The organism is Hymenobacter algoricola, from assembly GCF_039539525.1.
In the GTDB taxonomy this organism is placed as follows: domain Bacteria; phylum Bacteroidota; class Bacteroidia; order Cytophagales; family Hymenobacteraceae; genus Hymenobacter; species Hymenobacter algoricola.
The window spans coordinates 67,880-91,468 of the sequence record NZ_BAABDH010000113.1 but is presented as its reverse complement, the minus strand read 5'-3'; the positions used below and the strand labels follow the sequence as shown (position 1 = coordinate 91,468).

Sequence of the window (23,589 nt, the reverse complement as noted above, 5' to 3'; positions counted from 1 at the left end):
CGGAAGGATCCTGCTCGCCGGGCGCCGGGGTGCCTGTTGCCCGGCCGCCCCGGCGCGCCGCGCCCCAAGCTACCGGTGCAGGGCAGTCGGCAGGAAAAAAAAGAAAGACTAGGCCCGCGGGGGCTGCCACACGGCCCCGAATGCCCGCGTGGGGGCGGCGACCACCAGCTGGCCGGGCCGCCCGGCACTACCCCACCCAACAGCGCAAGCTGCCGCCAGGGCCGGCAGCGGCGCCTGCGCCAGCACCGCGCCACCGCAGCAGTGGCATTGGCACAGCGGGGAACACCAGTCGCCCGGCCCGGCAGGGCGGCAGTCGGAGGGGGGCCTGGCGGCCACCGTGGTTTGCCGCTGGTTTTGGCCCGCTGCTACTTCGTCCGCGCAGCTCAGGCACGAGAGGCCGGCGAAGTAGAAGGCAAAAAACAGAGCTAACAGGCGCATGGGGCAAAAGTACGGATTGTGCCGGTTGCTGGTGCCGGCCGCAGCAAGTCCGGGTTGCGCGGGAGAGGAGCCAGGGCCCGCCCAGCCTCCTAAGTGAAAGCACAAACTTTTCAGGTACATATGCATTGTAATGGCACGGAATAAAAACCAATTTCAAGATGGACAACAACCTGCATAACCTCCCCCCGGAAAATTCAATTCTCTACGAACTGAACGAGCCGGCCGCCCAATGTCCGTTTAGCACGGGGGCGCTGAAGCAAAGCGCCGGCGGTGGCCGGACTAACCGCGAATGGTGGCCCAACCTGCTGAAGCTGAGTATTCTGCGCCAGCACGCGGAGATGTCCAATCCGCTGGGTAAGGATTTCAACTATGCCGACGAGTTCAAGAAGCTGGATCTGAATGCCGTCAAGCAGGACCTGTTTGCGCTGATGACGGACTCGCAGGACTGGTGGCCGGCCGACTACGGCCACTACGGCCCGTTTTTCGTGCGCATGGCCTGGCACAGCGCCGGTACCTACCGCATCGGCGACGGCCGCGGCGGCAGCGGCTCCGGCGCCCAGCGCTTTGCGCCCCTCAACAGCTGGCCCGACAACGCCAACCTGGACAAGGCCCGCCTGCTGCTGTGGCCCATCAAGCAGAAGTACGGCCAGAAGATTTCCTGGGCCGACCTGATTGTGCTGGCCGGCAACTGCGCCCTGGAGTCGATGAACTTCAAAACCTTCGGCTTCGGCGCCGGGCGCGACGACGTGTGGGAGCCCGAGCAGGACATTTACTGGGGCCCCGAAACCGAGTGGCTCGGCGACAAGCGCTACACCGACAAGCGGGAGCTCGACAACCCGCTGGCGGCCGTGCAGATGGGTCTGATCTACGTGAATCCGGAAGGCCCGAACGGCGAGCCCGACGCGGTGCGTTCCGCCCACGACATCCGCGAAACCTTCGGCCGCATGGCCATGAACGACGAAGAGACGGTGGCGCTGATTGCCGGCGGCCACACCTTCGGCAAAACCCACGGGGCGGCCAACCCCGGCGAGCACGTGGGCAAGGAGCCCGCCGGCGCCAGCATGGAAGAGCTGGGCCTGGGCTGGCGCAACAGCTTCGGCCAGGGCCACGGCGGCGACACCATCACCAGCGGCCTCGAAGGCGCCTGGACCCGTACGCCCGCCCAGTGGAGCAACGACTACTTCGACAACCTCTTCGGCTTCGAGTGGGAGCTGACCAAGGGCCCCGGCGGGGCGCACCAGTGGCGGCCGGTGAACGGCGGCGGCGCCGGCACCATTCCCGATGCCCACGACCCGGCCAAGAAGCACGCGCCCTTCATGCTCACCACCGACATTGCCCTGCGGGTAGACCCGGCGTATGAGGTCATTTCCCGCCGCTTCCACGAGAACCCCGACCAGTTCGCCGATGCCTTCGCCCGGGCCTGGTTCAAGCTCACGCACCGCGACATGGGTCCGAAAGAGCGGTACCTGGGCCCGGAAGTGCCCACGGAAGAGTTGCTCTGGCAGGACCCCATTCCGGCCGTCACCCACGCCTTGGTTGATGAGCAGGATGTCGCGGCCCTGAAAGAAAAGATTCTGGCTGCCGGCCTGTCGGTATCCCAGCTGGTTTCCACGGCCTGGGCGTCCGCCTCCACCTACCGCGGCTCCGATATGCGGGGCGGCACCAACGGGGGACGCCTGCGCCTGGCCCCACAGCGCAACTGGGAAGTAAATAACCCGGCGCAGCTGGCGCAGGTCCTCCAGAAGCTGGAAGGCATTCAGCGGGAGTTCAACGGCGCCCAGACTGCCGGCAAGCAGGTTTCGATAGCCGACCTGATTGCGCTGGCGGGCGGCGTCGGCGTGGAGCAGGCGGCGCACCAGGCCGGGCATCAGGTGACGGTTCCGTTCATTGCCGGCCGCGCCGATGCTTCCCAGGCGCAAACCGACGTGCTGTCGTTTGCGGCCATGGAGCCGGCCGCCGACGGCTTCCGCAACTACCTGAAGTCCCACCACCAGGCGGCGGCCGAGGAGATGCTGATTGACAAAGCCCAGCTGCTGACGCTGACCGCGCCCGAGCTGACGGTGTTGTTTGGCGGCCTGCGGGCCATCAACATCAACTTCGACCACTCGCAGCACGGCGTCTTCACCGACCGTCCGGGTGCCTTGACCAACGACTACTTCGTGAACCTGCTCGCTATGGGCACCACCTGGAAAGGAACGACCGACGCGCAAAACGCCTTCCAGGGCCGCGACCGTAAGACCGGTGAGGTAAAGTGGACCGGCACCCGCGTGGATCTGATTTTCGGCTCCAACTCCGAGCTGAGGGCCCTGGCCGAGGTGTACGGCTGCTCCGACGCCCAGGACAAGTTCGTGCAGGACTTCGTGGCGGTGTGGAGCAAGATGATGAATCTCGGCCGTTTCGACCGAGCCTAACCACAGCCCAGCCTGGCAGGCTGTAAATGCCGGCAGCAGGAGAGAATAAAAAAAGGTGGTCTTGTAAAAGGCCGCCTTTTTTTGTTCGGCCGCCGCCGCGGGAAGCCCGTGCGCCACACGATGAGGTAAGCTGTTGAGCACCCAGCGCAAACACAAGCGCCGCCGCCAATGCATCGGGAGCAGCAACTCCATAACTTGCCACTGCGAGTCAGTAAGGGGTTGATAGCCCTCAATCATAAGCAGGAAGGAGCCTGGTAGATCCTCTTGTAGCTTGCTCGCGCGCTTTCTTGTAGCGTTTACTCCCTTCCCAGACACGCTCCAAGAGAGTGAACAATGGCGGCATTAGCGGCTAGACTGCCCTGCAGTAAACGCCTGGGTATTGGAGGATTTTTCGACCCCTTCTAACGCCTCCGAAAACGCTTTTTTTCTACTCCACGCCGGTCCAGTAATTGGGAGCACCTCAGTTATTAAGCTAACACTCCCATTGAGTCTGACGTGGTCTACGTCTCTGCTCGCTTGTCGTCCAGGTTGCTCATAGATACCTAATAAGGGTGAGCAGCCCGCTGATTACATTTTCATGTTGGGGTCCATGGCCGGCGCGGGCTGGGCGGGGGCCGGCTTTTTCTGCATGTCCATGCCCGGCATATTGGAGTCCATGCCAGCCATGGGGGCGGTGCCCTGGTAGAGGGCGTATTCGCTTTCCAGCAGGTAAGCCCCGCTGACCACCACCTGCGCCCCCGCGGCCACGCCCCCGGTAATGGCCACGGTTTCGTCGGTTTCGACCCCCGTGGTGACCTTGAGGCGGCGGAAGCGGCCGGCGGGGTCCACCTGCTGCCACACGTAGCTGCCGCGGCTGTCGCGCAGCACCGCGTCCTGGGGCAGGGTCAGCGTTTGAGTCCTTGTACCCCGGCTAGCAGCCAGGCGCACGTTGGCCTGCATGCCGGGCTGCAGGCGCCCGCCGGGGTTGGTCAGCTGCACGCGCAGCAGCGTCACCTTGCTGTTGGCCTGCAGCTCGGGGCTGAGAAAGACCACCTGGCCAGGGTAGGTATCTGGCAGGCCGGCCACCTGCACCTGCACCGACTGGCCCAGCTGAATGCCGGCTACTTCCCCGGGGTAAAGCTGAGCTTCCACCCACACCGAGGAAAGGTTGGTGAGCGACACAAGCAGCGCGCCCTCGCCCACGTACTGGCCTTCTGTCACGCCAACTGCTTGCACCAGCCCGGCTTGCGGACTGTAGAACGTCAGCGAAGAAGTGGGGCGGCCCGTGGCGGCCAGGGTGCGGAGCTGCTCGTCCGTCATGCCGAGCAGGCGCAGCTTCTGGCGGGCGCTGGCCACTAAGCGGCCGTACTGGTTCACGCTCGTGCCCACGGCCCGTAGCTGGGCCAGGCTGAGCAGGTATTCCTGCTGCAGGGCCTGCAGCTGCTCGCTGTAGATGGCCACCAGTGGGGCTCCCGCTCGAATGGATTCGCCCGTCTGGCGCACAAACAGCCGCTCGACGCGCCCGGCCACCCGGCTGCTGACCGTGCGGGTCTGGTTGGCGTTGGCCGTGATGGTGCCCGTGAGCACGGTGCCACTGCCCGACCCGCTGTTGCCGGTGCCCAGGGCGGCCACCCCAATATTGGCGAGCTGCCGCTGCTGCGCGCTTAGCATCACTTCCGGCGCGGCGGCTACTTCCCCGGCCGGGGGAGTAGCCGCCGGCGCGGCTTTGGCCGTTTTTACCAAGTCCATGCTGCAGATGGGGCATTTTCCGGGCTGCTCCCGGCTGATTTGCGGGTGCATGGGACAGGTGTAATGCGTAAGCGCCGCCGTCGCGGTGGCCGGGCCCGCAACAGGTTTAGCGGGGGCCGCCTGCTTGGTCGCTTTCACCAAATCCATGGTGCAGATGGGGCATTTGCCCGGCTCGTCGCGCACAATTTGCGGGTGCATGGGGCAGGTGAAGTGGGTGCTGGCACCTTCGTGGGCGTGCGCTTCTTCGGGCGCGGATTTCTGGCACGCGCCGACCCCGAAGGTGAGCAGGCCCGCCAGCAGCGCCAAGGCCAGCAGGGGCCCCCGGGTCCAGCGGGGGAGCAGCTTACGAAGCTTATTCATCACGGTAATCGGTCTTGGATGGGGTCGATGTCGGGGGTAGGGTGGAGGCCGGGGCTCGGGCGGTTTGCACAAACCCTTCGCTGTCGACCAGAAATTGGGCGTTGGTGGCCACCGCGTCCCGCTCGCTCAGCCCCTGCAGGATTTGCACCCGGTCGGCGCTGCGCCGGCCGGTCTGCACCGGCACGGCCTGGAAAGCGTCGCTGCGGCGCACGAAAGCTACCTCGCGGTTGCCCAAGTCTACCACTGCGGCCCGGGGCAGCCACAGCCCGCCCGCGGCCGTCACGCTAACGGTGCCGGTGAGCAGGGCACCGCTGCGCAGTTGACCGCCAGGGTTACTGAGGTGCACCCGCACGGCCCCGGTGCGGGCGCCTTCGCGGAAGAAGGGCTCTATCAGGTCGATGCGGGCGGTCCGGGCGCGGGCCGGGTTGTTTTCGGGCAGCACCCGGATGGTTTGGCCCACCTGCAGAGCAGCCAGCTCGTCGGGCCGGGGCTCGAACACGCCCCACACCTGCTGGGTATTCACCACCCGAAACAGGGTCTGGCCCGCCGTCACGTAAGCGCCTTCGGTCAGGGTGAGTCCGGCTTCGACTGGCATGGCTGGAGTGGCGGCGGGCATACTACTCGCCGCGGGAGCGCCGCCGCCCATGGGGTCACCGCCGCCGCTACTCATGCCGCCCCCGGCCGGAGCGGGGGGCGGCGGCAGGGACGCCCCGGGTTGGGCGGGCTGCTCCACCACGTAGCCGGTGTATGGGCTGTAGATGGCCACCGAATACGCGGGCTTGCGGGTGGCGCTGGTGCGGGTTATTTGCGCGTCGGTCAGGCCCAGCAGGCGCAGCTTTTGGCGGGCACCCCGCAGCAGGGTCTGGTTTTGGGCGTCGTGGGTGAGAATAAAAATCAGCTCCTGCTGGGCCGTCACCAGCTCGGGGCTGTAGAGCTCCAGCAGCTTCTGGCCCTTGGTCACGGGCTGGTAGTTGTAGCGGATGAGCAGCTTTTCGATGCGGCCCCCGAAGCGGGCAGCAATGACCTCGGTGCGGCGCGTGTCGTACTCCACCCGGCCGGTCAGCGTCAGCGTGAGGTCAGGCGCGCCGGTGGTTGGGTAAACGGTGGCCTGGGTAGAGACCACCGTGGCGTCGGGGGAGCGGAGCAGGTTCTGCAGGCTGGCGCTGGCCGGGGCCTGGGTGCCGCCCGCCTTGGGCTTTTTCACGAGGTCCATGCCGCAGATGGGGCAGTCACCGGCCTGGTCCCGAATGATTTGCGGGTGCATGGGGCAGGTGAATAGGTCCCCCGCCGTTTCGTGGTTGTGCGCATCGGCGGCCGGGGCCTCCGTTTTACCGGTGGCGTCCGCCGGCTTTTTATCCGATTGGCAGGCGCCCAGCAGCAGGGCCAGCGGCAAAGCAGCCCGCACGAGCCGGGCTCGCAGCGGGCTATTGTTCCAGCTCTTTTTCATACGCTATTTGCTGAGTGAGTTGCTGTTGAAGGTTGTCCAGGTATTCCAGCCGGGTCCGCTTGAGGGTGGTCCAGGCTTCAAGCACCTGAAACAGCTGGCCGGTGTTCTGCTCGTAGGCCAGCATCGTGGCCTGGTAGCTGCGGCGCAGGGCCGGCAGAATGCGGCGCTCGAAGGCCCGGGTTTGTTCGCGCCGCAGCGTCAGGTCGGTTTGCAGGCTGGCCAGCCGGCCGCTGGCTTCGTTGAGCACGTCTTCACGTTGCTTGCGCAGGGCCTGGGCCTCGAAGCCCAACGCCGCCGTGTTGGCTTTGTACTCGCGGGCGGCCCACGGAGCCAGCGGAATGGAAACCATACCCATCACGGTAAACTGGTTGGGAGTCCGGCCCAGCCCGCGCATGTGGTCGTAGCGCACCCCGAAGTCGGGCCGGCGACGGCTCGCTTCCAGGTTCTGGCTCAGGCGCACGGTGGTCAGAGCCCGGTCCAGGCGGCGGATGTCGCTGCGCCGGCCGGCCAGCGTGGCCGTATCCAACGGCGCCAGGGCGAGGGTTGGGGCAGTGAGCACGGCGGTGTCCACGGCAAAAGCCTGGCCGCGCGGCCGGTTCATGAGCGTGTTGAGCGCAATCTGGTTTTGCACGGCCCGGGCCGCGGCCTGCCGGTGGTCGTTGAGGTGCATTTCCAGCCGGGCCTTGGCGTCGTAGATGTTGGGCAGCGTGGCCAGGTTGTAGGGGTAGCGCGCCTCGGCCAGCTTGATGAGGAAGCGCAGCAGCTCCTCGTTCTCGTCCAGCACGGCCAGCTTTTTGGTGAGCACGGCCTGCTCCACGTACAGGGTTTTGGCCTGCGCCCGCAGCTGCACCACGGTGTTTTGCTGGTCGGCCTGCACCACGGCCGCCTGGCTGCTGAGGAACTCCCGGCGGGCGCGCTGCTTGGCCGGGTTGGGCAGCATCTGCTCCACCGACACCATCTGCATGCCCTCGCCCTGCCCGTTGTTCATCTCCTTAATAGGGCGCTGGTTGTAGGGCGTCATCCAGTAGCCGGCGCTGAGCTTGGGCGCTTCCCAGCTGCTGGCGCCGGCCACCGCCGCTTCCTTTGCCCGCGCCTGGTAGGCGTACTGCTGCACGGCCGGGTTGCGGCGCTCCACGAGCTGCAGCACCGAATCGAGCGGCAGCACCGGGCCGTCGGGGGCCGCCATGTGCATGTCCTTGCTCATGGCCTGGCCGTGGGCGGCCGGCCGGCCGGCAACCAGCAAAGCCAGGGAAGACAGGGAGATATGAAGCCAGTGTTTCATAGTGCGAACGGGACGGAGCCGAGGCTGCATCCAACTGTTAATGTGAGACTTCGAGAACATCGATTTTTCCGAATTTGCGCAGCTCGTACTCCTTGGTGTACAGGAAGATGAGCGGCGTGACGAGCAAAATGTGGGTGGCCGAGGTGAACACCCCGCCTATCATGGGCAGCACGATGGGCAGCATCACGTCGGAGCCCGTGCCGGTGGCCCAGAGCACCGGCACCAGACCGAACAGCGACACCGAAACGGTCATCAGCTTAGGCCGCAGGCGCTTGGCCGCGCCGTGAAACACGGCTTCCTGCAGGTCTTCCTTGCTGATGGTTTCGCGGGAGTTGCCCTTCAGCGCCACCAGCTTCTGCATGGCGTCATTCAAGTAGATGACCATGATGACGCCCGTTTCCACGGCCAGCCCGAACAGGGCAATGAAGCCCACGGCCACCGCCACCGACAGGTTCACGCCGTAGAAATACACCATGTAGGCGCCACCAATCAGGGCGAAGGGAATGGTGATGAGGCTCATAAACGCTTCCCGCACGGAGTGAAACGCGAAGTACAGCGCCCCGAAAATCACCACGAGCACCAGCGGCAGAATCAGCTTGAGCGTGCGCTGCGAGCTAATTAGGTTTTCGTACTGCCCGCTCCACTCCAGGTAGTAGCCCTGGGGCAGCTTCTTTTCTAGGCTCTGCAGCTTTTGCATGGCCGCGTCCACGGTGCTGCCCAGGTCGCGGCCCCGCACGTTGAAGAGCACCGCGCCGCGCAGCTGGGCGTTTTCCGAGCTTATCATCGGCGGGCCCTCGGCGTAGCGGATGGTCGTCACGGCCGACAGCGGCACCGGCCCAAAGCTGGCCGTCTGGATGGGAATGCGCTTGAGGTCGGCCAGGCTGTTGCGGTAGTCCTGGGCCAGGCGCACGTTGATGGCAAAGCGGCGCCGGCCCTCCACGGTGCTGGCGATGGGGGCCCCGCCGATGGCCGATTCCACGACTTCGTTTACCTGGTCCACGGTGAGGCCGTAGCGGGCCAGCTCGGGGCGGTTCATGTCGATTTCCAGGTACTTGCCGCCCGTCACGGGCTCCACGTACAGGTCTTCCACGCCGGGCACGCCTTTGAGGGCGGCGTTCACCTGGTTGGCCACGGTGTTGATGGTATTCAGGTTCTGGCCGTACACCTTCACCCCCACGTCGGTGCGGATGCCGGTGCTCAGCATGTTGATGCGGTTGATGATGGGCTGGGTCCAGCCGTTCACCACGCCCGGAATCTGGAGCTTGCCGTTCATCTCCTCAATCAGCTTGGCCTTGGTCATCCCTGCCCGCCACTGCTCGCGCGGCTTGAGCAGGATGATGGTTTCAATCATGTTGATGGGCGAGTTGTCGGTAGCCGAGCTGGCCCGGCCGGCCTTGCCCAGCACGCTCAGCACCTCCGGCACCTGCTTGATAATCTTGTCCTGCACCTGCAGGATGCGCTTCATCTCCGTGTTCGACACGTCGGGCTGGGCCACGGGCATGAACAGAATGGAGCCCTCGTTGAGCGGCGGCATGAACTCGGTGCCCAAACTCATCACCAGCGGAATACTCACCAGCAAAGCCAGCACGTTGATGGCAATGGTGGTTTTGCGCCAGCGCATCACCCAGTGCAGCATGGGGGAGTACACGCGCTCCAGGAAGCGGTTGAGCGGGTTCTGGTCCTCGGTTTTGAACTTGCCCTTTAAAAAAAAGGAAATCAGCACCGGGGCCAGCGTCACGGCCAGAATAGCGTCGATAATCAGAATAAAGCTCTTGGTCCAGGCCAGCGGGTGGAACAGCTTGCCCTCCTGCCCGGTGAGCAGAAACACCGGCAAAAAGGAAGTGACGATGATGATGGTCGAGAAGAAGATTCCCCGCGACACCTGCTTGCTGGAGGACTCGATGATTTCGAGCCGCTTTTGGTTATCCATGGGAGTTGATTTTGGTTGTCGGTTCCGGCTAATCGGTAACCGAAAAAGGTCGTCATGCTGAGCGAAGCAACGCGGAGTCGAAGCATCTCTACCGCTTCGTCAGGCCGTTCAACTAAGCGGTAGAGATGCTTCGACAAGCTCAGCATGACGTTCAGGTGGGAGTGGCTGGAGGAGCCGGTGGGCCATCTGCTTCCTCCCCGGCCTGGTACTCGGCCAGGTTGCGGTAGGCGTTTTCGGTCATCACGATGCCGTTGTCGACGATGACGCCAATGGCCAGGGCAATGCCGGTGAGCGACATAATGTTGGAGGAAATGTCAAAGGCGTTGAGTAAGATGAAGCTCGTAGCGATGGTGATGGGAATCTGAATCAGGATGCTCAGCGCGCTGCGCCAGTGAAAGAGGAACAGCAGCACGACCAGCGACACCACCACCATTTCCTCCAGTAGGGTGTGCTTAATGGAATCCACCGAATCCTGAATCAGCCCGCTGCGGTCGTACACCAGTTGAAACGAGACGCCCGGGGGCAGCCCGGCGCGGATTTGCTCCATCTTGGCCTTCACCCGCGTTATCATGGCGTCGGCGTTTTCGCCGTAGCGCATCACCACGATGCCGCCCACAGCCTCGCCCTCGCCGTTGAGGTCCATGATGCCCAGCCGGGCTTCGCCCGTCATCTGCACCGTGGCCACGTCGCGGATGCGCACCGGCGTGGTGCCGTTGGTGATGACCGGCACGTTTTCCAGCGTGGCCATATCCTGGATGTAGCCCGTCGTTTTGATGATGTAGCCCACGCCCGACTGCTCGAACTTGCGCCCGCCGGCCTCGTTGTTGTTGCTGCGCACGGCGGCCAGCACCTGCGGCAGCGTGATGCCGTAGTAGGTCATCTTGGTGGGGTCTACCGTCACCTGGTACTGCTTCTGGAAGCCGCCGAAAGAGGCCACCTCGCTCACGCCGGGCACGTTTTGCAGGCCGAACTTGACGTACCAGTCCTGCAAGGCCCGCTGCTCGCCCAAGTCCAGGCCGGGGGCCTTGAGGGTGTACCAGAGCACGTGGCCCACGCCCGTGCCGTCGGGCCCCAGGGTGGGGGTCACGCCGCTGGGCAGCAGGCGCTGGGCGTAGTTGAGGCGCTCCAGCACCCGCTCGCGGGCCCAGTAGATGTCGGCGTCGTCCTCAAAAATCAGGAACACGAAGCTCATGCCGAACATGGACGTGCCGCGCACGGACTTCACCTTGGGCAGGCCCTGCATGTTGGTCACCAGCGGATAGGTGACCTGGTCCTCCATGATTTGGGGGCTGCGGCCCATCCACTCGGTGAAGACGATGACCTGGTTTTCGGACAGGTCGGGGATGGCATCGATTTTGCTTTCGCGCACCGAATAGGCGCCCCAGGCAAACAAACCGGCGGCCAGCAGCAGTACGAGGTAGCGGTTCCGCAGGGAAAGGGAAATGAGTCGCTCAATCATAGCTGATTAGCAGCAAGAATATGGGAAGCGCCGCGGCGCCGGAAACCCCGAGCGGGGACATCGGCGGCCCGGTTGGCTTGTCGCGGATGCGCGCCGCGGGAAGCAGCAGCACGCACCAAAGCCCCCCGGCCGACTGGCCGGGGGAGACGAGCGTCATCCCACCAACTAAATCAGAAAGGCGTGCCCGCGCACGTAGGCCGGGCACTCGGGCGGCGGGGCCGCGTGGGCTACCAGGCGGCTGGCCGGCTCATTAGCCGGGTAGGCAAGCTGGGCTAGCTGCCACACCAGCTGCACTACGGCGGGCGCCGGGGCCACGTCGGGCGCCTGCAGCAGAAAGTGCGTGGCCGTGAGCTTGAGGTCTTTCGCCGCACTGACTACTTCCTGGTCGTGGCAGCAGTCGCAGTCGGGGGTGCCCGTGTCCTGGCAGCAGCAGTGCTTATCGGCGGCGTCGGCCACCGTCACGGCCGTCAGCGCCTGCCCGCAGAAGTGCATGCTGTACACCAGCCCGGGGCTGGACAGCAGATAGGCAAAGAGCAGGAAAAAGCTGGTGAGGCGTTTCACGCGGAGTTAAAAGGGACCACCCCTAGGTGCTTACAAAAGTACGGAGACTGTCAAGGGGGAGGTATACAGGATTCAGCTCAGGAGTTATACAATTTTCAGCCGCTTACAGCGCGGCGGCAATGCGGCGCACGGAGGCCCGCTGCTTATAATCCGGGTTGAAGTACACGTATCTAATGCGGCCGTTGCGGCCAATGACGTAGGTAGCCGGCACGGGCAGCACGTCTTCCTGCGCGCCATTGGCCTGCCGCAGGTCGATGCCGAAGCCGCGGTATTTCTGCGCCGTGGGCGCGTCCACGGTAAAGGCCGTGTGGTAGGCCGTCATGATGGCGAAGTTACGGTCGTACACGATGGGGAAGGCCGCTTTGGTCTTTTCCACGGTCTTGCCGATATTTTGCTGGGTTTCGGGCGTAATCACCACTATCTGCGCCCCTTTGGCCGTGAGCAGCTGCAACGAATCCTGCAGCTGGCTGAGCTGCTTGCTGCAGTAGGGGCACCACTGGCCCCGGTAAAAGTAGAGCACCACCGGGCCCTTTTTCAGCAGCTGCTTCAGCTCGACGGGCCGGCCGGCGGCATCGAGGCCCTTGAAAGCCGGAGCCACGGTGCCCACGGCCAGCGGCGAGGCCGTGCGGGCCGGCGTTTGCTGGGCGCGGCTGGCCAGGGGCAGGGCCAGCACGAGCATGGCCAGGGGTAGGAGCAGGCGGTTGTTCATGGCCGCAAGGTAACCATTCCGTGCCCGGCGGGCTTTCCGGCCCGGTGGGCTTAGCCTAGCAGCTGGCGGGCAATGTCGGGCAGGGTGGGGCCGGTGAGGGTGGGCGCGGGCGCCAGCGGGTAAGTTTGCTGGCCGGGGCGGGCAATGAACGCGGCCTGTAGGCCCGCCCGCTGGGCCCCGGCCGTGTCCCAGCCGTGGGCAGCCACCAGCATGGTCTGGGCGGGGGCCACCTTCAGTCGCTCGCAGGTGGTGCGGTAGGTGTCGGGGTGGGGCTTGTAGCGCTTGAGCGAGTCGATGCTGAGCAGCTGCTCGAAAAAGCCGGTGAGGCCGGCGTAGGCCATCTGCTTCTGCACCGTGGCATCGGGCGAGTTGGTGAGCGTGACCAAGCGGAAACCGGCCTTCTGCAGGGTCGTGAGGCCGGGAATGACGTCGGGGTGCGGGGGCAGCTCGGTGATGAGCGTGAGCAGCTCTTTTTTGCGGCCGGCCGGGCGGGCCGGCTGGCCCAGGGCCTGGGCCAGCATGTCGAGGGCCGCGTCGCCAATCTGCCCGAAGTTGTGGTAATTCCCGGTTACGGTATCGACCAGCGAATACTGGAGCAGCAGCGCAAACCATTGCTTAAAGGCCGTTTCGGACTTGAATTCCTGGTTGACGGCCTGTTGTAGCTTGCCCAGGTCGAGCAGGGTTTCATTGACGTCGAAAATCAGCAGCTTGGGGCGGATGGGCGCAGCAGTCATGGCGGGTAAGGCAAGGGGCAGGGCCACGGCGGCAGCGGCCAGGGCGAGCGAGGATAAAACAAAACGGCGGGTAACCATCCGCCTGCTTACGCAGCCGCCTGGGACGCAGCCGGTCGGCCTCGTCTTTTTTGGCGGCCATGCGCCCGGTTGTCGGCAGGCCACCCTCTCTCTAACCAGCCCCTGCCCGCGCTACAGACGCCGCCTCAGGCGTGCTTCCCGGGCAGCCAGCCCCGGCCGGAAAGATGCTGCTGGCCGGCCGCCACGGCCCCGTCTTCCAGGCTGGTGCCCATCGAGTCGTTCCAGCGGTTGAGAAACCCGAACAAACTCACCACACCCAGAATTTCCACGATTTCGCCCTCGTTCCAATGCGCCCGCAGGTCATTGCTGAGGGCGTCGTTGACGGCGTTGGGTACGGCCGAGGCGGCCACGGCCAAGGCCAGTGCCGCCCGCTCGGCCGGGCTGAACGCAGGGTGGGTGGCAAACTCCCAGATGTGGTCGAGCTGCTCCTGCTCGGCGCCGTAGCGCTCGGCGGCCAGAATGGTGTGGGCCTGGCAGTACTGGCAGCCCGCCGCATGGCTGCTGAGGTAGCCGATAAGCCGCTTCAGGGCGCTGGTCACGCGGCCGTGGTTGGCCATCACGGCTTTGTTCAGCTCGATAAAGGCTTTGGCAATGGCCGGGCGGTGCTGCATGGTGAGCACGCTATTGGGGCAGAAGCCCAGCGTTTCGTTGAAGAAAGTGGCCAGCTGCGCGACTTCGGGGTTGGCATCGGCGGCCAGGGGAGCAACGAGGGGAGTGGACATGGGCGGGTAGGAGAGTCTTAGGAATAGCTGAACTAGCGAACAAAGCTGCACCAAATACCGGAATTGACCCCCGCACGGTGCCCAAACGGCGCGAATGCGGGTGCTTTTTCAGGCAACTTGACGGCCGCCTGATAAAACCCATGCTAGTTACGGCCCCAGCTCCGGCCGGCCCGTAACAGCAGGAGTCCAGCCGATTGCCCGCCCCGCCCACCAACCGGAGCACTAGCGCGGCCCACGTTAATTTTTTAGCTTGTACTCGCCCCATGCCCACCCCAACTGACCAGAACGCCTCCCCGCCGCGCCGCCTGCGTGTGCTGCTCCTTGCCGGCTCCAACCGCCGCGAGTACAACTGCCCCGGCGTGGACAGCAAAGCCCGTACACTGCTCAACCGCCTGGCCGACCGCCTGCCCGCCACCTGGGACATCGACACCGAAGACCTGGGCAACGTGTACGGCCGGCCCAAAATTCAGAGCTGCAATGCCTGCGTGAGTACCAGCATGGCCCTGTGCGTGTGGCCCTGCAACTGCTACGAGAAAAACAGCCGGCGCGAGCCCGACCTGATGTGGGACCTGGACCTGTACAGCCGTCTCGACCAGGCCGATGCCTGGTGCATCATCGGACCGGTGAACTGGTACGGTCCTTCGTCTACGCTCAAGCTCATGTTCGATAGGCTGGTGTGCATGAACGGCGGCAACCCCGACGAAAGCCTCATCGACCACAAAAACCCCGAAAAGGCCATGGCGCTGGAGCACACGCCGGAGTGGGAAAAGCTCAGCCTCAATCACCTGGAGGGGCGCACGGCCGCTTTCTTCTGCTACGGCGACGGGGGCGGCGACGAGCTGGACGAGACGGGCCGCCCCAAAATCCTGCGCCACAAAAAGTACTTCGACCCCGCGCACGAACCCTTCGAGAATATGCGCGATACCTACGCGCCCCTGGTGTGGCAGTGCCGCTACGGCGGCGTGGAAGTGCCCGACCAGCTCTGGCAATACGCCGAAACCGGCTACGGCAAAAAGTATTCCGACGACCAGGCCGAAGACATGGTGCAGGACGACCCGTTTATGGCGCAGTTCGACCAGTGGGCCGTCCGCATCCGCGAGGCCGTGGAGGCCAAGGGGCCGGTGCTGCCCGGCCGCTACCGCGCCTACGGCCACGAGGCCCCCGGCCACCTCTGGGCCGATGTGAAGCTGGGCTGGCGCACGGCGCAAATGGCCCTGGGCGTGCCGCCCGCCGGCTCGTCGCCCGCGGCCCAGCAGGAGCAGGGCCTGAACCTGGACACGCCTCTGCGCCCCGATTTGCCCAAGTCCTAAACTTACCCGCCCGCTTTCCCTGTCCCGTATGAGTATTACCGCAGCCCGGTCGTACACGACATCGGCGACCCCATGGAGCTGGCCCTGGCCGCCGAACCGTCTTTGGGTCGAAGTGCGGGCTCCTGACCATGCTCACCGGGTTGCAGCAACGGGTGCTTGCCCTCTTTACCCGCCTCACGAGCGTTTTCCTGGCCCCAAAGGCCGTTAATTCACGCGCAGCCTGCGCTGCCGACAGACAACTATCTTCCGGTTTAAGCAGCGGCGGTACGAGTACTCACTCCTTGGATAAGCCTAATCCGCTAAACCAGGCCAGGTTGCGGCGCCCGTCGTCCACGAAACCCACCGACTCGTAGAGCTGCTGCGCGCGGGCATTGTACGGCTCGGTTTGCAGGTACAGGGCCACCAGGCCCGCGGACCAGGCCTGGTGCTGCAGCAGCTGCAGCGCGGCGCGCCCGACGCCCCGGCTGCGGGCCGCGCCTTCCACATAAAGCTCATCCACGAGGGCGTAGCGCCCGCCCCGCTCAAAAGTGAATCCGTAGGTAAGGGCCACGTAGCCCACGGCCTGGCCGGCCTCGTCCAGCAGATACAGCGCCCCCCACTCGGGGTGCGCCACGAACTCGGCGGCCAGCGCCTGCTGCGCGGCGGGGTGGTGGGCGTAGCCGAAGTGCTGGTAAAAGGCGGCCATCAGGGGCAGCAGCGTGGCCAGGTTGGCCGGGGTCACGGGGCGGAGCGCGAGGGTCATGAGCGAGGTAACGCGGTGGGGAAGAAACGGGCCAGCTCGGGCGGGCGCCCGGCCTCAGCTCACTACTACGGGCGCGCCGTCCTCCATGACCGGCAAGGTAGCGGCCGGGCCACTGCCGCATAGCTTTTTCAGAAAAGCCGCCTGCTCTTTCGTGGCCCCCGGCGGTCGGCCCGTTTTCTTGCCTTGCCGCCACGCCTCCTCCATGCCGGAGATGATGCCCAGGTGAGCTTCGGGGCTAAAGTGTACAGGTTGCTTTTTGCTCAGCAGGGCGGCCAGGGCGGTCAGCGGAGGTGGTTGCCCGAGCGAGAACACCAGAGACAGACGGGGAACGGGGGCGGAGCCACAACGGGAGATGCCCCGCCGCTGGCTGCCGGGCACCCGGGGCCGCCTGACGCAGGCTGTAAAACCCAGGCTGTCAGGCGGAAATGTCGGCAACTTTCTCCCGTAGGCCGGCGTACCCAAGTAAGTGCAAGCAAGCTTTGCCGGCGAAGGTTGTTTCAGCTCAAGGAGAGGAGGCCGGGCACTAAACAGTTGTTTTTCACGCCTGCCTTATCGTCCCATGCCATGCGAAACCACTTCCTCACCGCTTCCCTGTTGCTGAGCCTGGCGGCCTGCAACGATAATAACGACGACCCTACTGAGCCCGACCTGACCAACGCCGACCAGCCGACCGACGTCATCAGCGCGCCCAACGTCACCGTGCGCGTCAGCGACCTGCCCGCCCCCGACACTACGGCCGGGGCCGTCAACTGGCCGCAGGTGCTCATGGAGCAGCCGGCCGGGGCCCGCTTTCAGGTGCCGCAGGGATTTGCCATCAACCTGTTCGCCAAAGTCCCCAATGCCCGCGCGCTGGCCGTGGCCCCGAATGGCGACCTATTCGTGGCCCAAAGCGGCATGAATCAGATTAGCGTCCTGCGCGACACCAACAACGACGGCGCCGTTGACGAAACCTTTGTCTGGGACGTGGGCGGCATGCTCTTCGTGCCCTACGGCATGGCGTTCAAAGACAATTTCTTCTACGTCACGTCGACCAATGCCCTTTTGCGCTACCCGTATACGTCGGGGCAGACCAAGGCCAGCGGTGCCCCCACCGTGCTGGCTCCGCTGTTGGGGGGCGGGCAGCATGCGGCCCGCGCGCTGGTCATTGGTCCCAACAAGCTCTACGTCGGTATCGGCTCGGCCGTCGACCACGGCCCGGAGGACAGCCCCCGCCGGGCCACGATTGAAGAGTATAACCTGGACGGCACGGGCCGCGTCACCTACGCGGCCGGCATTCGCAACCCGCAGGGCCTGGCCCTGAGCCCGGTGACGAACCAGTTGTGGACTACCTGCATCGAGCGCGATGGCCTGGGCGACGAGCTGGTGCCGGACTACCTCACGGCCGTGCGCCCGGGCGACTTCTACGGCTACCCTTACGTGTACCTCACGCCCACCCTACGCGACCCGCGGGTGAAAGCTACGAGCCCGCTCACGGCCTCCACGCGCACGCCCTCGGTGTTGTTTAAGGCCCACGAAACGGCCATCGGGGTCATGTTCTACGGGGGGACGACCTTCCCCGCCGAGTACCGCAACGACGCCTTCGTGGCCATCCGGGGCTCGTGGAACCGCAAAATCGGGACGGGCTACAAGGTGGTGCGGGTGCGCATGAACGCGCAGGGCGCCCCGGTGGGCGGCTACGAAAACTTCGTGACCGGCTGGCACGTCAACCCCGGCCAACCCGGGACGCCCCAGGTTTTTGGGCGCCCCCTCGGGCTCGTGCAAGGCGCCAATGGCTCCATGCTGATTGCCGACGACGCGGGCGGTACCGTGTGGCGGCTGCGCTACAAAGGACAGTAGCCGCGGTATTTTGCTCCGTGAAAGCGCCCCCGTCCTACCGGCGGGGGCGCTTTTTGCTGCTGAGTCAAGCTGGATTTAAACCGCCCGTACACCGCTGATTCCAGTCAGGGGCTGAGCAGCTACTGAGGAGATTATTCAGGTATCGCTTTGAACTGCCCCAACAGAGCCGGCTCAGGGCTGAACGTACAAGGAGCAAACAGGCCGCTGACTTCGTCATCCTGAGGAGAAACCTGCAGCTGTTTTACCTGTAAACGAAAACACCCTGCAAGTGCTTGACTTGCAGGGTGTTTCAGGAGTAATCTGTGGTCGTGTAAGGAGTCGAACCTTAAACCTTCTGATTCGTAGTCAGATGCTCTATCCAATTGAGCTACACAACCATCTTTTCCGTTTTGGAGATGCAAATATAGGGGCAAACATTCCAGTTGCCCAACCTTGGGCCAGGTTTTCCCGCAAAAAACTCCCGAAACGGACGCAAGCGACTGAAAGTCAGTTTTAATTTTTTTCGCTGGTTCCGGTGCTGCGGCCCAGGGCCCGCTGCAGCGCGCGGTTGAAAATGTAGTACAGGCCGAACAGCGACACGACCACCAGCCCGATCAGCAGCACCTTGCCGGCCGTGCCCGAGTCGGGGTTGTTGAGCAGGGCATACACGTCTTGGGCTTTGGTGCCCAGCCAGTAGAAAAACAGGCTGCGCGGCAGCATTCCGGCTACGCTGCCCAGCAGAAACCGCCGCCGGTCGATGCGCATCACGGCCAGCACGAACGTCATCAGGGCAAAGGGCAGTACCGGGGAAATACGCGTGAGGACGATGAGCTGCCAGCTTTCGGTTTTCAGCTCCCGCATCACGGCGTCGGCTTTGGGAAAGTGGTGCAGGAAGGTCGTCATCTTGCCGTGGTCGAGACGGCAGGCCACCTCGTAGCCCACGAAGGCCGCCAGCGCGTAGGCCAGCACCATGCCCGGCAGGCCCGCCCAGCCCAGGTAGAAGCCCGTCGCCAGGGCCACAAAGGTGGTGGGCGTGAGGGCAAAGGCCATGGTGAAGGCAATGACCACGAAATACGCCAGCGCCTGCCCCAAGGACAGATTTTGCAGCAGCGCCTGGTTGCGGTAGAGCATGTACGACAGCGACGAGCTGCCCAGCACCGGCAGGGCCACCAGCAGCACCATGGAGAACAGGGTGGAAGCGTTTTTTTGGAGCAGTTCCTTCAGGAAAGCCATAGGCAGTGGAAAAATGACGGCAGTAGCCGGTTCAACGTACGCTTCAGTCTTACGTTCAGCCGCGCAAGTTCCAAACAAACCCGGTTCGGCAAAGCTTCTCTGACATTCCTAACTTGCGGCCCCAAGTTCCCGCCTTCCCAGCTCTTCACCCGCTTCCTATGAAATTCGGTACCAAAGCCATCCACGCCGGCGTGCACCCGGACCCCACCACCGGGGCCATCATGACGCCCATCTACCAGACCTCGACCTACGTGCAACGCTCCCCCGGCGACCACAAAGGCTTCGAGTACTCGCGCACCCACAACCCCACCCGCACCCAGCTCCAGGATGCCCTGGCCGCCCTCGACAACGGCAAGCACGGCCTGGCCTTCGCCTCCGGCATGGCCGCCATCGACTGCATCGTGAAACTGCTGCAGCCCGGCGACGAGGTGATTTCGACCAACGACCTGTACGGCGGCTCCTACCGCCTGTTTACGAAGGTATACGCCACCTACGGCATCAAATTTCACTTCGTGCCCATGCACGACATGACGGCCGTGGAAGCCGCCGTGACCGAGCGCACCAAGCTTATCTGGGTCGAGACGCCGACTAATCCGCTGCTCAACGTCATCGATATTGCCGCCGCCTCGGCCGTGGCCAAAAAGGCCGGCGCTTTGCTGGTGGTCGACAATACCTTCTCCACGCCCTACCTGCAAACCCCGCTGGCGCTGGGCGCCGACATGGTGATGTACTCGCTGACCAAGTACATGGCCGGCCACTCCGATACCGTGATGGGTGCCGTGGTCGTCAACGACGACCAGCTGCACGAGCGGCTGAGCTTCTTCCAGAACGCCTGCGGCGGCACGCCCGGCCCCCAGGACTGCTTCCTGGTGCTGCGCGGCCTCAAAACCCTGCACATCCGCATGCAGCGCCACTGCGAAAACGGCCGGAAAGTGGCCGAGTACCTCAAGGCGCACCCCAAAGTGGGCAAAGTGTACTGGCCCGGCTTCGCAGACCACCCCAACCACGATGTGGCGGCCAAGCAGATGAACGACTTCGGCGGCATGATTTCCTTCGTGCTGAAGGGCGACGTGAAGGAAGACGCTATTGCCGTGCTGGAGAAGTTTCAGCTGTTTTCGCTGGCCGAAAGCCTGGGCGGCGTGGAAAGCCTCAGCGGCCACCCCGCCACCATGACCCACGCCAGCATTCCGGCCGAGGAGCGCCGCAAAGCCGGCCTTTCCGATTCGCTCATCCGCCTGAGCGTGGGCATTGAGGACGCGGAGGATCTGATTGAGGACCTGCAGCAGGCCATCGGGTAATGCGGGGCCGTGAGCTTGCCGGCGTCTTGAGCGCATTGCTGGTCATGGCGCTTTCGGCCGCGGCCCAACAGCAGCCCCCGGCGGCCACGGTACCATTCGGCCGGGCCAACGTTGTGCTGGTAAAAACTACTGCCCGGCCGGATTCGGTACTGGCCGAGCTGCGCCATTATCTGGATAGCAACGGCTTTATGCTTGATACGTTGGATCCGGCCCGGGGCCTAATCACCACCCAGGTGCAGGAATCGGGGCAGATACTGCAGGAGCAGATGAAAATCCGGGCGGTGCGCGTGGCCGATGGGTGGAAGCTTACGGGCCTCTACCTTATTGGGAGTGCGCTGGCTGATGGCCATACCGCGTTTCCGGCCGAGTTTGTCGGGTTCGACTGGTCGCCGGCGAAAGTTGCTTTTCGGCAAGTAGAAGCCGCCGCCCGGGCCGTACCGCGGGGCACGCTGCATTATGGTCGGGCCAAAGTCCGGTTCAGTGCGCTTACCAAGCTGGAAGACGCGCTACGAATGCCCTGGTAATTTATCGGTTGGGGTTGCGGCCGCCTGTTCCGCCCGGAGCAGGCGGCTTTTTGTTGGGGAAAAGGCCGCTGGCGTAAAGTATTGTGGCCACTGCCGCGTTCTTCCCGTCAGGCTGTACGTCGCTGGTAAGTCTGCCGGGGAAGAATTTGGCAGCCTGGCTAACGGGGTATCTGTCTCTTAGCCCACTTCCTGTCATCTCCTGGCTGATGAAAACGCCTTCCCGCTTCAGCGGTAAAAAATACTTCAACACCCTGCCCACGGGCATGTCGGCCGAGTACGGCCGCATGGCCCGGCGCTGGCTCACGGGCCCGGAAGAGCGGGAGCCCAAGCCGCCGCTGGGGCCGTTCAAAGCGGATGCCCAGGCCCTGGCCCGGCCCGTGCCCGCCGAAGCCCTGCGCGTGACCTGGTTCGGGCACTCCTCCACCCTGCTTGAGCTGGACGGCAAGCGGTTTCTTACCGATCCGGTGTGGGCTGCCCGGGCCTCGCCCTCGGCCCTGGTTGGGCCCAAGCGCTTCTTCCCGGCCCCGCTGCCGCTGGCCCAGCTGCCGGCCCTGGATGCCGTTATCCTCTCCCACGACCACTACGACCACCTCGACCCGGTTGCTATCAAGGTGCTAAGCCGGACCGGGGTGCCGTTTTACTGCCCCCTGGGCGTGGGCGGCCACCTGCGGCGCTGGGGCGTGCCAGCCGCCCAGATAACCGAGCTGGACTGGTGGCAGGAGGTAACAGTAGGCGCCACGCACACGCTGGCCGCTACGCCCGCCCGCCACTTTTCCGGCCGCGGCCTCTCCCGCGACAACACGCTCTGGGCTTCCTGGTGCCTGCTGGGACCCACCCACCGCGCCTTCTTCGGCGGCGACTCCGGCCCCTACGAATCCGGCTTCCGCGAAATCGGCGCGGCCTACGGGCCGTTTGACCTGACCATGCTCGAAATCGGGGCCTACGACGAAATGTGGGCTGATGTTCATATGGGGCCCGACCACGCGCTGGTGGCCCACCAGGTTCTGGGCGGGAAGCTCCTGCTGCCTCTGCACTGGGGTACGTTCAACCTGGCCTTTCACGGCTGGACTGAGCCCGTGGAGCGCCTGCGCACCGCCGCGGCCGCCCAGGGCATCCGCCTGGTGCTGCCCCGCCCCGGGCAGCGGGCCGACATAGCGGCCGGCGCCCTGGACTCGGGGTGGTGGCAGCCGTAAATCATCCGGCAGGATCAAAGCGGATGGATCGGCTTCGCTCGAAAAGCACAAGGGCCAACTCCAGTACCGGAGTTGACCCTTGTGCTTTTGGAATGTAGGCGGCTACTCGCGCAGCAAACGTGCTACCTGCCGTCCGTCGGGAGTGCGGGCCAGGTACAGGCCCGGCGCCAAAGAAGCGGCCGGCCGCCAGCTCACGGTGCCGTCGGCCTGGCTGCGCAACTCGGCCACTACCCGGCCCAGGCCGTCCAGAATCTGCACGGGCTGGGCACCCGGGCCCGCTAGCTGAAATCGCACCTGCTCCCGGAAGGGCATCGGATAAGCCGACAACTCGAAGCGGGGCTGCGGTGGTTGGGAGCTTAACACCAGGTTGGTTACCTGGACGGTAAGAGTCCGGGTTTCGGTACCGTTAATCGGGCAGGCATTGTCGGCTACCACCACCGGAATGGTATACCGCCCCAGGGGCTGATTGGCCGGTATCTGCCACGTCAGCCGGGCCTGGGTGGCCGACAGGGTTTGCAGCGTAACCCCGGGAATAAGGGCGTCGGTGCTGAAGCGCAGCGCTTGCCCGGCGTTCTGGTCGGTGGCCGTCAGCGTGAGCGAAACTGTCCGGCCCGGGTTGACGCGCACCAGCTGGCCGACGGGTTGCGTGGTGCCGCTTACGGTGAGCGTGGTGAAGGTCGGGTTGAGGTTGCCGGAACTACTCCGGACCGGATACATGATGTCGCGCATCACGCTGCCGATTTTCGTCCACTGGCTGGCCACGCGCCGGTATTCATCCACCCGAACGGCCATGATGTAGTTGCCAATGGTCAGGGTGAAGGGCCCCGTAGCCAGCTCGCCGGAGGCACTATTGACGGTGAAATGGGGCGAGGGCGTAGCCGGAATGGGGGCCGGGCAGAAGTCAACACCACCGGCCGGCGTACCCTGCGGGTCGGTCATGTGGTACACCAGCGAGTCACCGTCGGCATCAAACGCGGCGAAGCTGAAGCGGTGAAACTGGCTGCCGCAGATGGAGGGCAGCAGCGTAGAGGAAAAAACCGGGGACGTATTGGCGGGCATGGCCGACAGCACATTCACCTGGGCTTCGGCATACATCGTGTAGAAATCTGAGTTGACTAGATTCACAATGCTGCGCGTGCGGTTTGCTTCAAACAGGCTCATCGTCCACAGGCCTACATTCGGAAAGTTCACCTCCCCTACAAATACCTGCTGCTCTATCGTGGGGCCTCCAGTGCACCCAGTGTAGCTCAGAAAGGAAGTGCTGATCCGGGTCAGCCGGTCCTTGAAATTGGTTGGGTTACCGGCACTGCAGCCATTAAGGCGGCAATGCAACTCTATTTCAGGCCCAAAATTCACCTGCCCGTTGACGGTTTCGCGGTATACTTTGGCCGTGACCAGATAGCGCCGGTGGTCACCGGCCACCGGTGCGTAGCTTATTTCGGCGCCCACGATGTGCGTGGCCTGAGTTGGGAGAGCAAGCAGCAGCAGCAGCCCCAGTAGAGGCAGCAGACGGGAAAAGGCAGATGGAATCATCGGAAAAAATAGGGGAAGGGAAACGGTAATGGATTGACTTGCCACCAGCCGGAATGGCTGCCGGCAACGGTATAGAGGCCGA

Annotated in this window: 19 protein-coding genes and 1 tRNA gene; 6 read left to right on the top strand and 14 right to left on the bottom strand. The window is 64.5% G+C overall.

Going from position 1 to position 23,589, the window contains the following annotated elements; genetic code table 11:
* Positions 1 to 108: 108 nt before the first annotated feature.
* On the bottom strand, positions 109 to 438 hold the full coding sequence (locus ABD842_RS20465) for a DUF6660 family protein (protein WP_345117903.1): 330 nt from the start codon (positions 436 to 438) through the stop codon (positions 109 to 111).
* 158 nt (positions 439 to 596) lie between these two features.
* Here ABD842_RS20465 and katG point away from each other — a divergent pair, with 158 nt between their 5' ends.
* Positions 597 to 2,849, top strand: a complete 2,253-nt coding sequence (gene katG, locus ABD842_RS20460; RefSeq protein ID WP_345117902.1) for a catalase/peroxidase HPI — start codon at positions 597 to 599, stop codon at positions 2,847 to 2,849.
* Between the two features lie 567 nt (positions 2,850 to 3,416).
* On the opposite strand, the gene ABD842_RS20455 is transcribed toward katG, so the two are convergent.
* The 9 genes from ABD842_RS20455 to ABD842_RS20415 form a co-directional block, all read right to left on the bottom strand.
* Complete coding sequence (locus tag ABD842_RS20455; protein ID WP_345117901.1) at positions 3,417 to 4,937, bottom strand: efflux RND transporter periplasmic adaptor subunit; 1,521 nt, start codon at positions 4,935 to 4,937, stop codon at positions 3,417 to 3,419.
* Positions 4,930 to 6,384 carry a heavy metal-binding domain-containing protein gene (locus ABD842_RS20450; protein WP_345117900.1) on the bottom strand — a complete coding sequence of 485 codons (1,455 nt, stop codon included), beginning with the start codon at positions 6,382 to 6,384 and terminating at the stop codon, positions 4,930 to 4,932. Before ABD842_RS20450 ends, ABD842_RS20455 begins: the two co-directional genes overlap by 8 nt.
* Positions 6,362 to 7,666: a TolC family protein gene (locus ABD842_RS20445; protein WP_345117899.1), complete on the bottom strand. Its 1,305-nt coding sequence runs from the start codon at positions 7,664 to 7,666 to the stop codon at positions 6,362 to 6,364. Before ABD842_RS20445 ends, ABD842_RS20450 begins: the two co-directional genes overlap by 23 nt.
* A 37-nt stretch (positions 7,667 to 7,703) precedes the next feature.
* Positions 7,704 to 9,596: an efflux RND transporter permease subunit gene (locus ABD842_RS20440; RefSeq protein WP_345117898.1), complete on the bottom strand. Its 1,893-nt coding sequence runs from the start codon at positions 9,594 to 9,596 to the stop codon at positions 7,704 to 7,706.
* Between the two features lie 151 nt (positions 9,597 to 9,747).
* Positions 9,748 to 11,055, bottom strand: a complete 1,308-nt coding sequence (locus tag ABD842_RS20435) for an efflux RND transporter permease subunit (protein ID WP_345117897.1) — start codon at positions 11,053 to 11,055, stop codon at positions 9,748 to 9,750.
* Between the two features lie 165 nt (positions 11,056 to 11,220).
* Positions 11,221 to 11,616, bottom strand: a complete 396-nt coding sequence (locus ABD842_RS20430; protein ID WP_345117896.1) for an HYC_CC_PP family protein — start codon at positions 11,614 to 11,616, stop codon at positions 11,221 to 11,223.
* A gap of 103 nt (positions 11,617 to 11,719) precedes the next feature.
* Positions 11,720 to 12,325 (bottom strand): peroxiredoxin-like family protein, encoded by a 606-nt coding sequence (locus tag ABD842_RS20425; RefSeq protein ID WP_345117895.1) that lies wholly within the window; start codon positions 12,323 to 12,325, stop codon positions 11,720 to 11,722.
* Between the two features lie 50 nt (positions 12,326 to 12,375).
* Entirely contained in the window at positions 12,376 to 13,059 is a 684-nt protein-coding gene (locus tag ABD842_RS20420; protein ID WP_345117894.1) for a haloacid dehalogenase type II, read from the bottom strand.
* Between the two features lie 203 nt (positions 13,060 to 13,262).
* Positions 13,263 to 13,859 (bottom strand): carboxymuconolactone decarboxylase family protein, encoded by a 597-nt coding sequence (locus ABD842_RS20415; protein ID WP_345117893.1) that lies wholly within the window; start codon positions 13,857 to 13,859, stop codon positions 13,263 to 13,265.
* 263 nt (positions 13,860 to 14,122) lie between these two features.
* On the opposite strand from ABD842_RS20415, the gene ABD842_RS20410 reads away from it, so the two are divergent.
* Positions 14,123 to 15,169: an NAD(P)H-dependent oxidoreductase gene (locus ABD842_RS20410; protein ID WP_345117892.1), complete on the top strand. Its 1,047-nt coding sequence runs from the start codon at positions 14,123 to 14,125 to the stop codon at positions 15,167 to 15,169.
* Positions 15,170 to 15,443: 274 nt separating this feature from the next.
* Here ABD842_RS20410 and ABD842_RS20405 read toward each other — a convergent pair whose 3' ends face one another.
* Positions 15,444 to 15,911, bottom strand: a complete 468-nt coding sequence (locus ABD842_RS20405) for a GNAT family N-acetyltransferase (RefSeq protein ID WP_345117891.1) — start codon at positions 15,909 to 15,911, stop codon at positions 15,444 to 15,446.
* A gap of 564 nt (positions 15,912 to 16,475) precedes the next feature.
* Here ABD842_RS20405 and ABD842_RS20400 point away from each other — a divergent pair.
* The gene (locus tag ABD842_RS20400; RefSeq protein ID WP_345117890.1) at positions 16,476 to 17,747 is read left to right on the top strand and encodes a PQQ-dependent sugar dehydrogenase; all 1,272 of its coding nucleotides are present in this window, start codon (positions 16,476 to 16,478) and stop codon (positions 17,745 to 17,747) included.
* A gap of 303 nt (positions 17,748 to 18,050) precedes the next feature.
* On the opposite strand, the gene ABD842_RS20395 is transcribed toward ABD842_RS20400, so the two are convergent.
* Together ABD842_RS20395 and ABD842_RS20390 are read right to left on the bottom strand one after the other, a co-directional pair.
* Positions 18,051 to 18,124, bottom strand: a tRNA-Arg gene (locus ABD842_RS20395).
* Between the two features lie 115 nt (positions 18,125 to 18,239).
* Entirely contained in the window at positions 18,240 to 18,959 is a 720-nt protein-coding gene (locus ABD842_RS20390) for a TVP38/TMEM64 family protein (RefSeq protein ID WP_345117889.1), read from the bottom strand.
* 158 nt (positions 18,960 to 19,117) lie between these two features.
* Here ABD842_RS20390 and ABD842_RS20385 point away from each other — a divergent pair, with 158 nt between their 5' ends.
* From ABD842_RS20385 to ABD842_RS20375, 3 genes are all read left to right on the top strand, one after another.
* On the top strand, positions 19,118 to 20,257 hold the full coding sequence (locus ABD842_RS20385; RefSeq protein ID WP_345117888.1) for a cystathionine gamma-synthase: 1,140 nt from the start codon (positions 19,118 to 19,120) through the stop codon (positions 20,255 to 20,257).
* 26 nt (positions 20,258 to 20,283) lie between these two features.
* Entirely contained in the window at positions 20,284 to 20,781 is a 498-nt protein-coding gene (locus ABD842_RS20380) for a hypothetical protein (RefSeq protein WP_345117887.1), read from the top strand.
* Between the two features lie 206 nt (positions 20,782 to 20,987).
* The gene (locus ABD842_RS20375) at positions 20,988 to 21,974 is read left to right on the top strand and encodes an MBL fold metallo-hydrolase (RefSeq protein ID WP_345117886.1); all 987 of its coding nucleotides are present in this window, start codon (positions 20,988 to 20,990) and stop codon (positions 21,972 to 21,974) included.
* 102 nt (positions 21,975 to 22,076) lie between these two features.
* Here ABD842_RS20375 and ABD842_RS20370 read toward each other — a convergent pair whose 3' ends face one another.
* On the bottom strand, positions 22,077 to 23,507 hold the full coding sequence (locus ABD842_RS20370) for a hypothetical protein (RefSeq protein WP_345117885.1): 1,431 nt from the start codon (positions 23,505 to 23,507) through the stop codon (positions 22,077 to 22,079).
* Between the last annotated feature and the right edge of the window lie 82 nt (positions 23,508 to 23,589).

What these genes read in the sequence shown, in the direction of transcription:
- ABD842_RS20465 (WP_345117903.1), bottom strand. Translation starts at nt 438, where the DNA reads ATGCGCCTGTTAGCTCTGTTTTTTGCCTTCTACTTCGCCGGCCTCTCG.
- katG (WP_345117902.1), top strand. Translation starts at nt 597, where the DNA reads ATGGACAACAACCTGCATAACCTCCCCCCGGAAAATTCAATTCTCTAC.
- ABD842_RS20455 (WP_345117901.1), bottom strand. Translation starts at nt 4,937, where the DNA reads ATGAATAAGCTTCGTAAGCTGCTCCCCCGCTGGACCCGGGGGCCCCTG.
- ABD842_RS20450 (WP_345117900.1), bottom strand. Translation starts at nt 6,384, where the DNA reads ATGAAAAAGAGCTGGAACAATAGCCCGCTGCGAGCCCGGCTCGTGCGG.
- ABD842_RS20445 (WP_345117899.1), bottom strand. Translation starts at nt 7,666, where the DNA reads ATGAAACACTGGCTTCATATCTCCCTGTCTTCCCTGGCTTTGCTGGTT.
- ABD842_RS20440 (WP_345117898.1), bottom strand. Translation starts at nt 9,596, where the DNA reads ATGGATAACCAAAAGCGGCTCGAAATCATCGAGTCCTCCAGCAAGCAG.
- ABD842_RS20435 (WP_345117897.1), bottom strand. Translation starts at nt 11,055, where the DNA reads ATGATTGAGCGACTCATTTCCCTTTCCCTGCGGAACCGCTACCTCGTA.
- ABD842_RS20425 (WP_345117895.1), bottom strand. Translation starts at nt 12,325, where the DNA reads ATGAACAACCGCCTGCTCCTACCCCTGGCCATGCTCGTGCTGGCCCTG.
- ABD842_RS20420 (WP_345117894.1), bottom strand. Translation starts at nt 13,059, where the DNA reads ATGACTGCTGCGCCCATCCGCCCCAAGCTGCTGATTTTCGACGTCAAT.
- ABD842_RS20415 (WP_345117893.1), bottom strand. Translation starts at nt 13,859, where the DNA reads ATGTCCACTCCCCTCGTTGCTCCCCTGGCCGCCGATGCCAACCCCGAA.
- ABD842_RS20410 (WP_345117892.1), top strand. Translation starts at nt 14,123, where the DNA reads ATGCCCACCCCAACTGACCAGAACGCCTCCCCGCCGCGCCGCCTGCGT.
- ABD842_RS20405 (WP_345117891.1), bottom strand. Translation starts at nt 15,911, where the DNA reads ATGACCCTCGCGCTCCGCCCCGTGACCCCGGCCAACCTGGCCACGCTG.
- ABD842_RS20400 (WP_345117890.1), top strand. Translation starts at nt 16,476, where the DNA reads ATGCGAAACCACTTCCTCACCGCTTCCCTGTTGCTGAGCCTGGCGGCC.
- ABD842_RS20390 (WP_345117889.1), bottom strand. Translation starts at nt 18,959, where the DNA reads ATGGCTTTCCTGAAGGAACTGCTCCAAAAAAACGCTTCCACCCTGTTC.
- ABD842_RS20385 (WP_345117888.1), top strand. Translation starts at nt 19,118, where the DNA reads ATGAAATTCGGTACCAAAGCCATCCACGCCGGCGTGCACCCGGACCCC.
- ABD842_RS20375 (WP_345117886.1), top strand. Translation starts at nt 20,988, where the DNA reads ATGAAAACGCCTTCCCGCTTCAGCGGTAAAAAATACTTCAACACCCTG.
- ABD842_RS20370 (WP_345117885.1), bottom strand. Translation starts at nt 23,507, where the DNA reads ATGATTCCATCTGCCTTTTCCCGTCTGCTGCCTCTACTGGGGCTGCTG.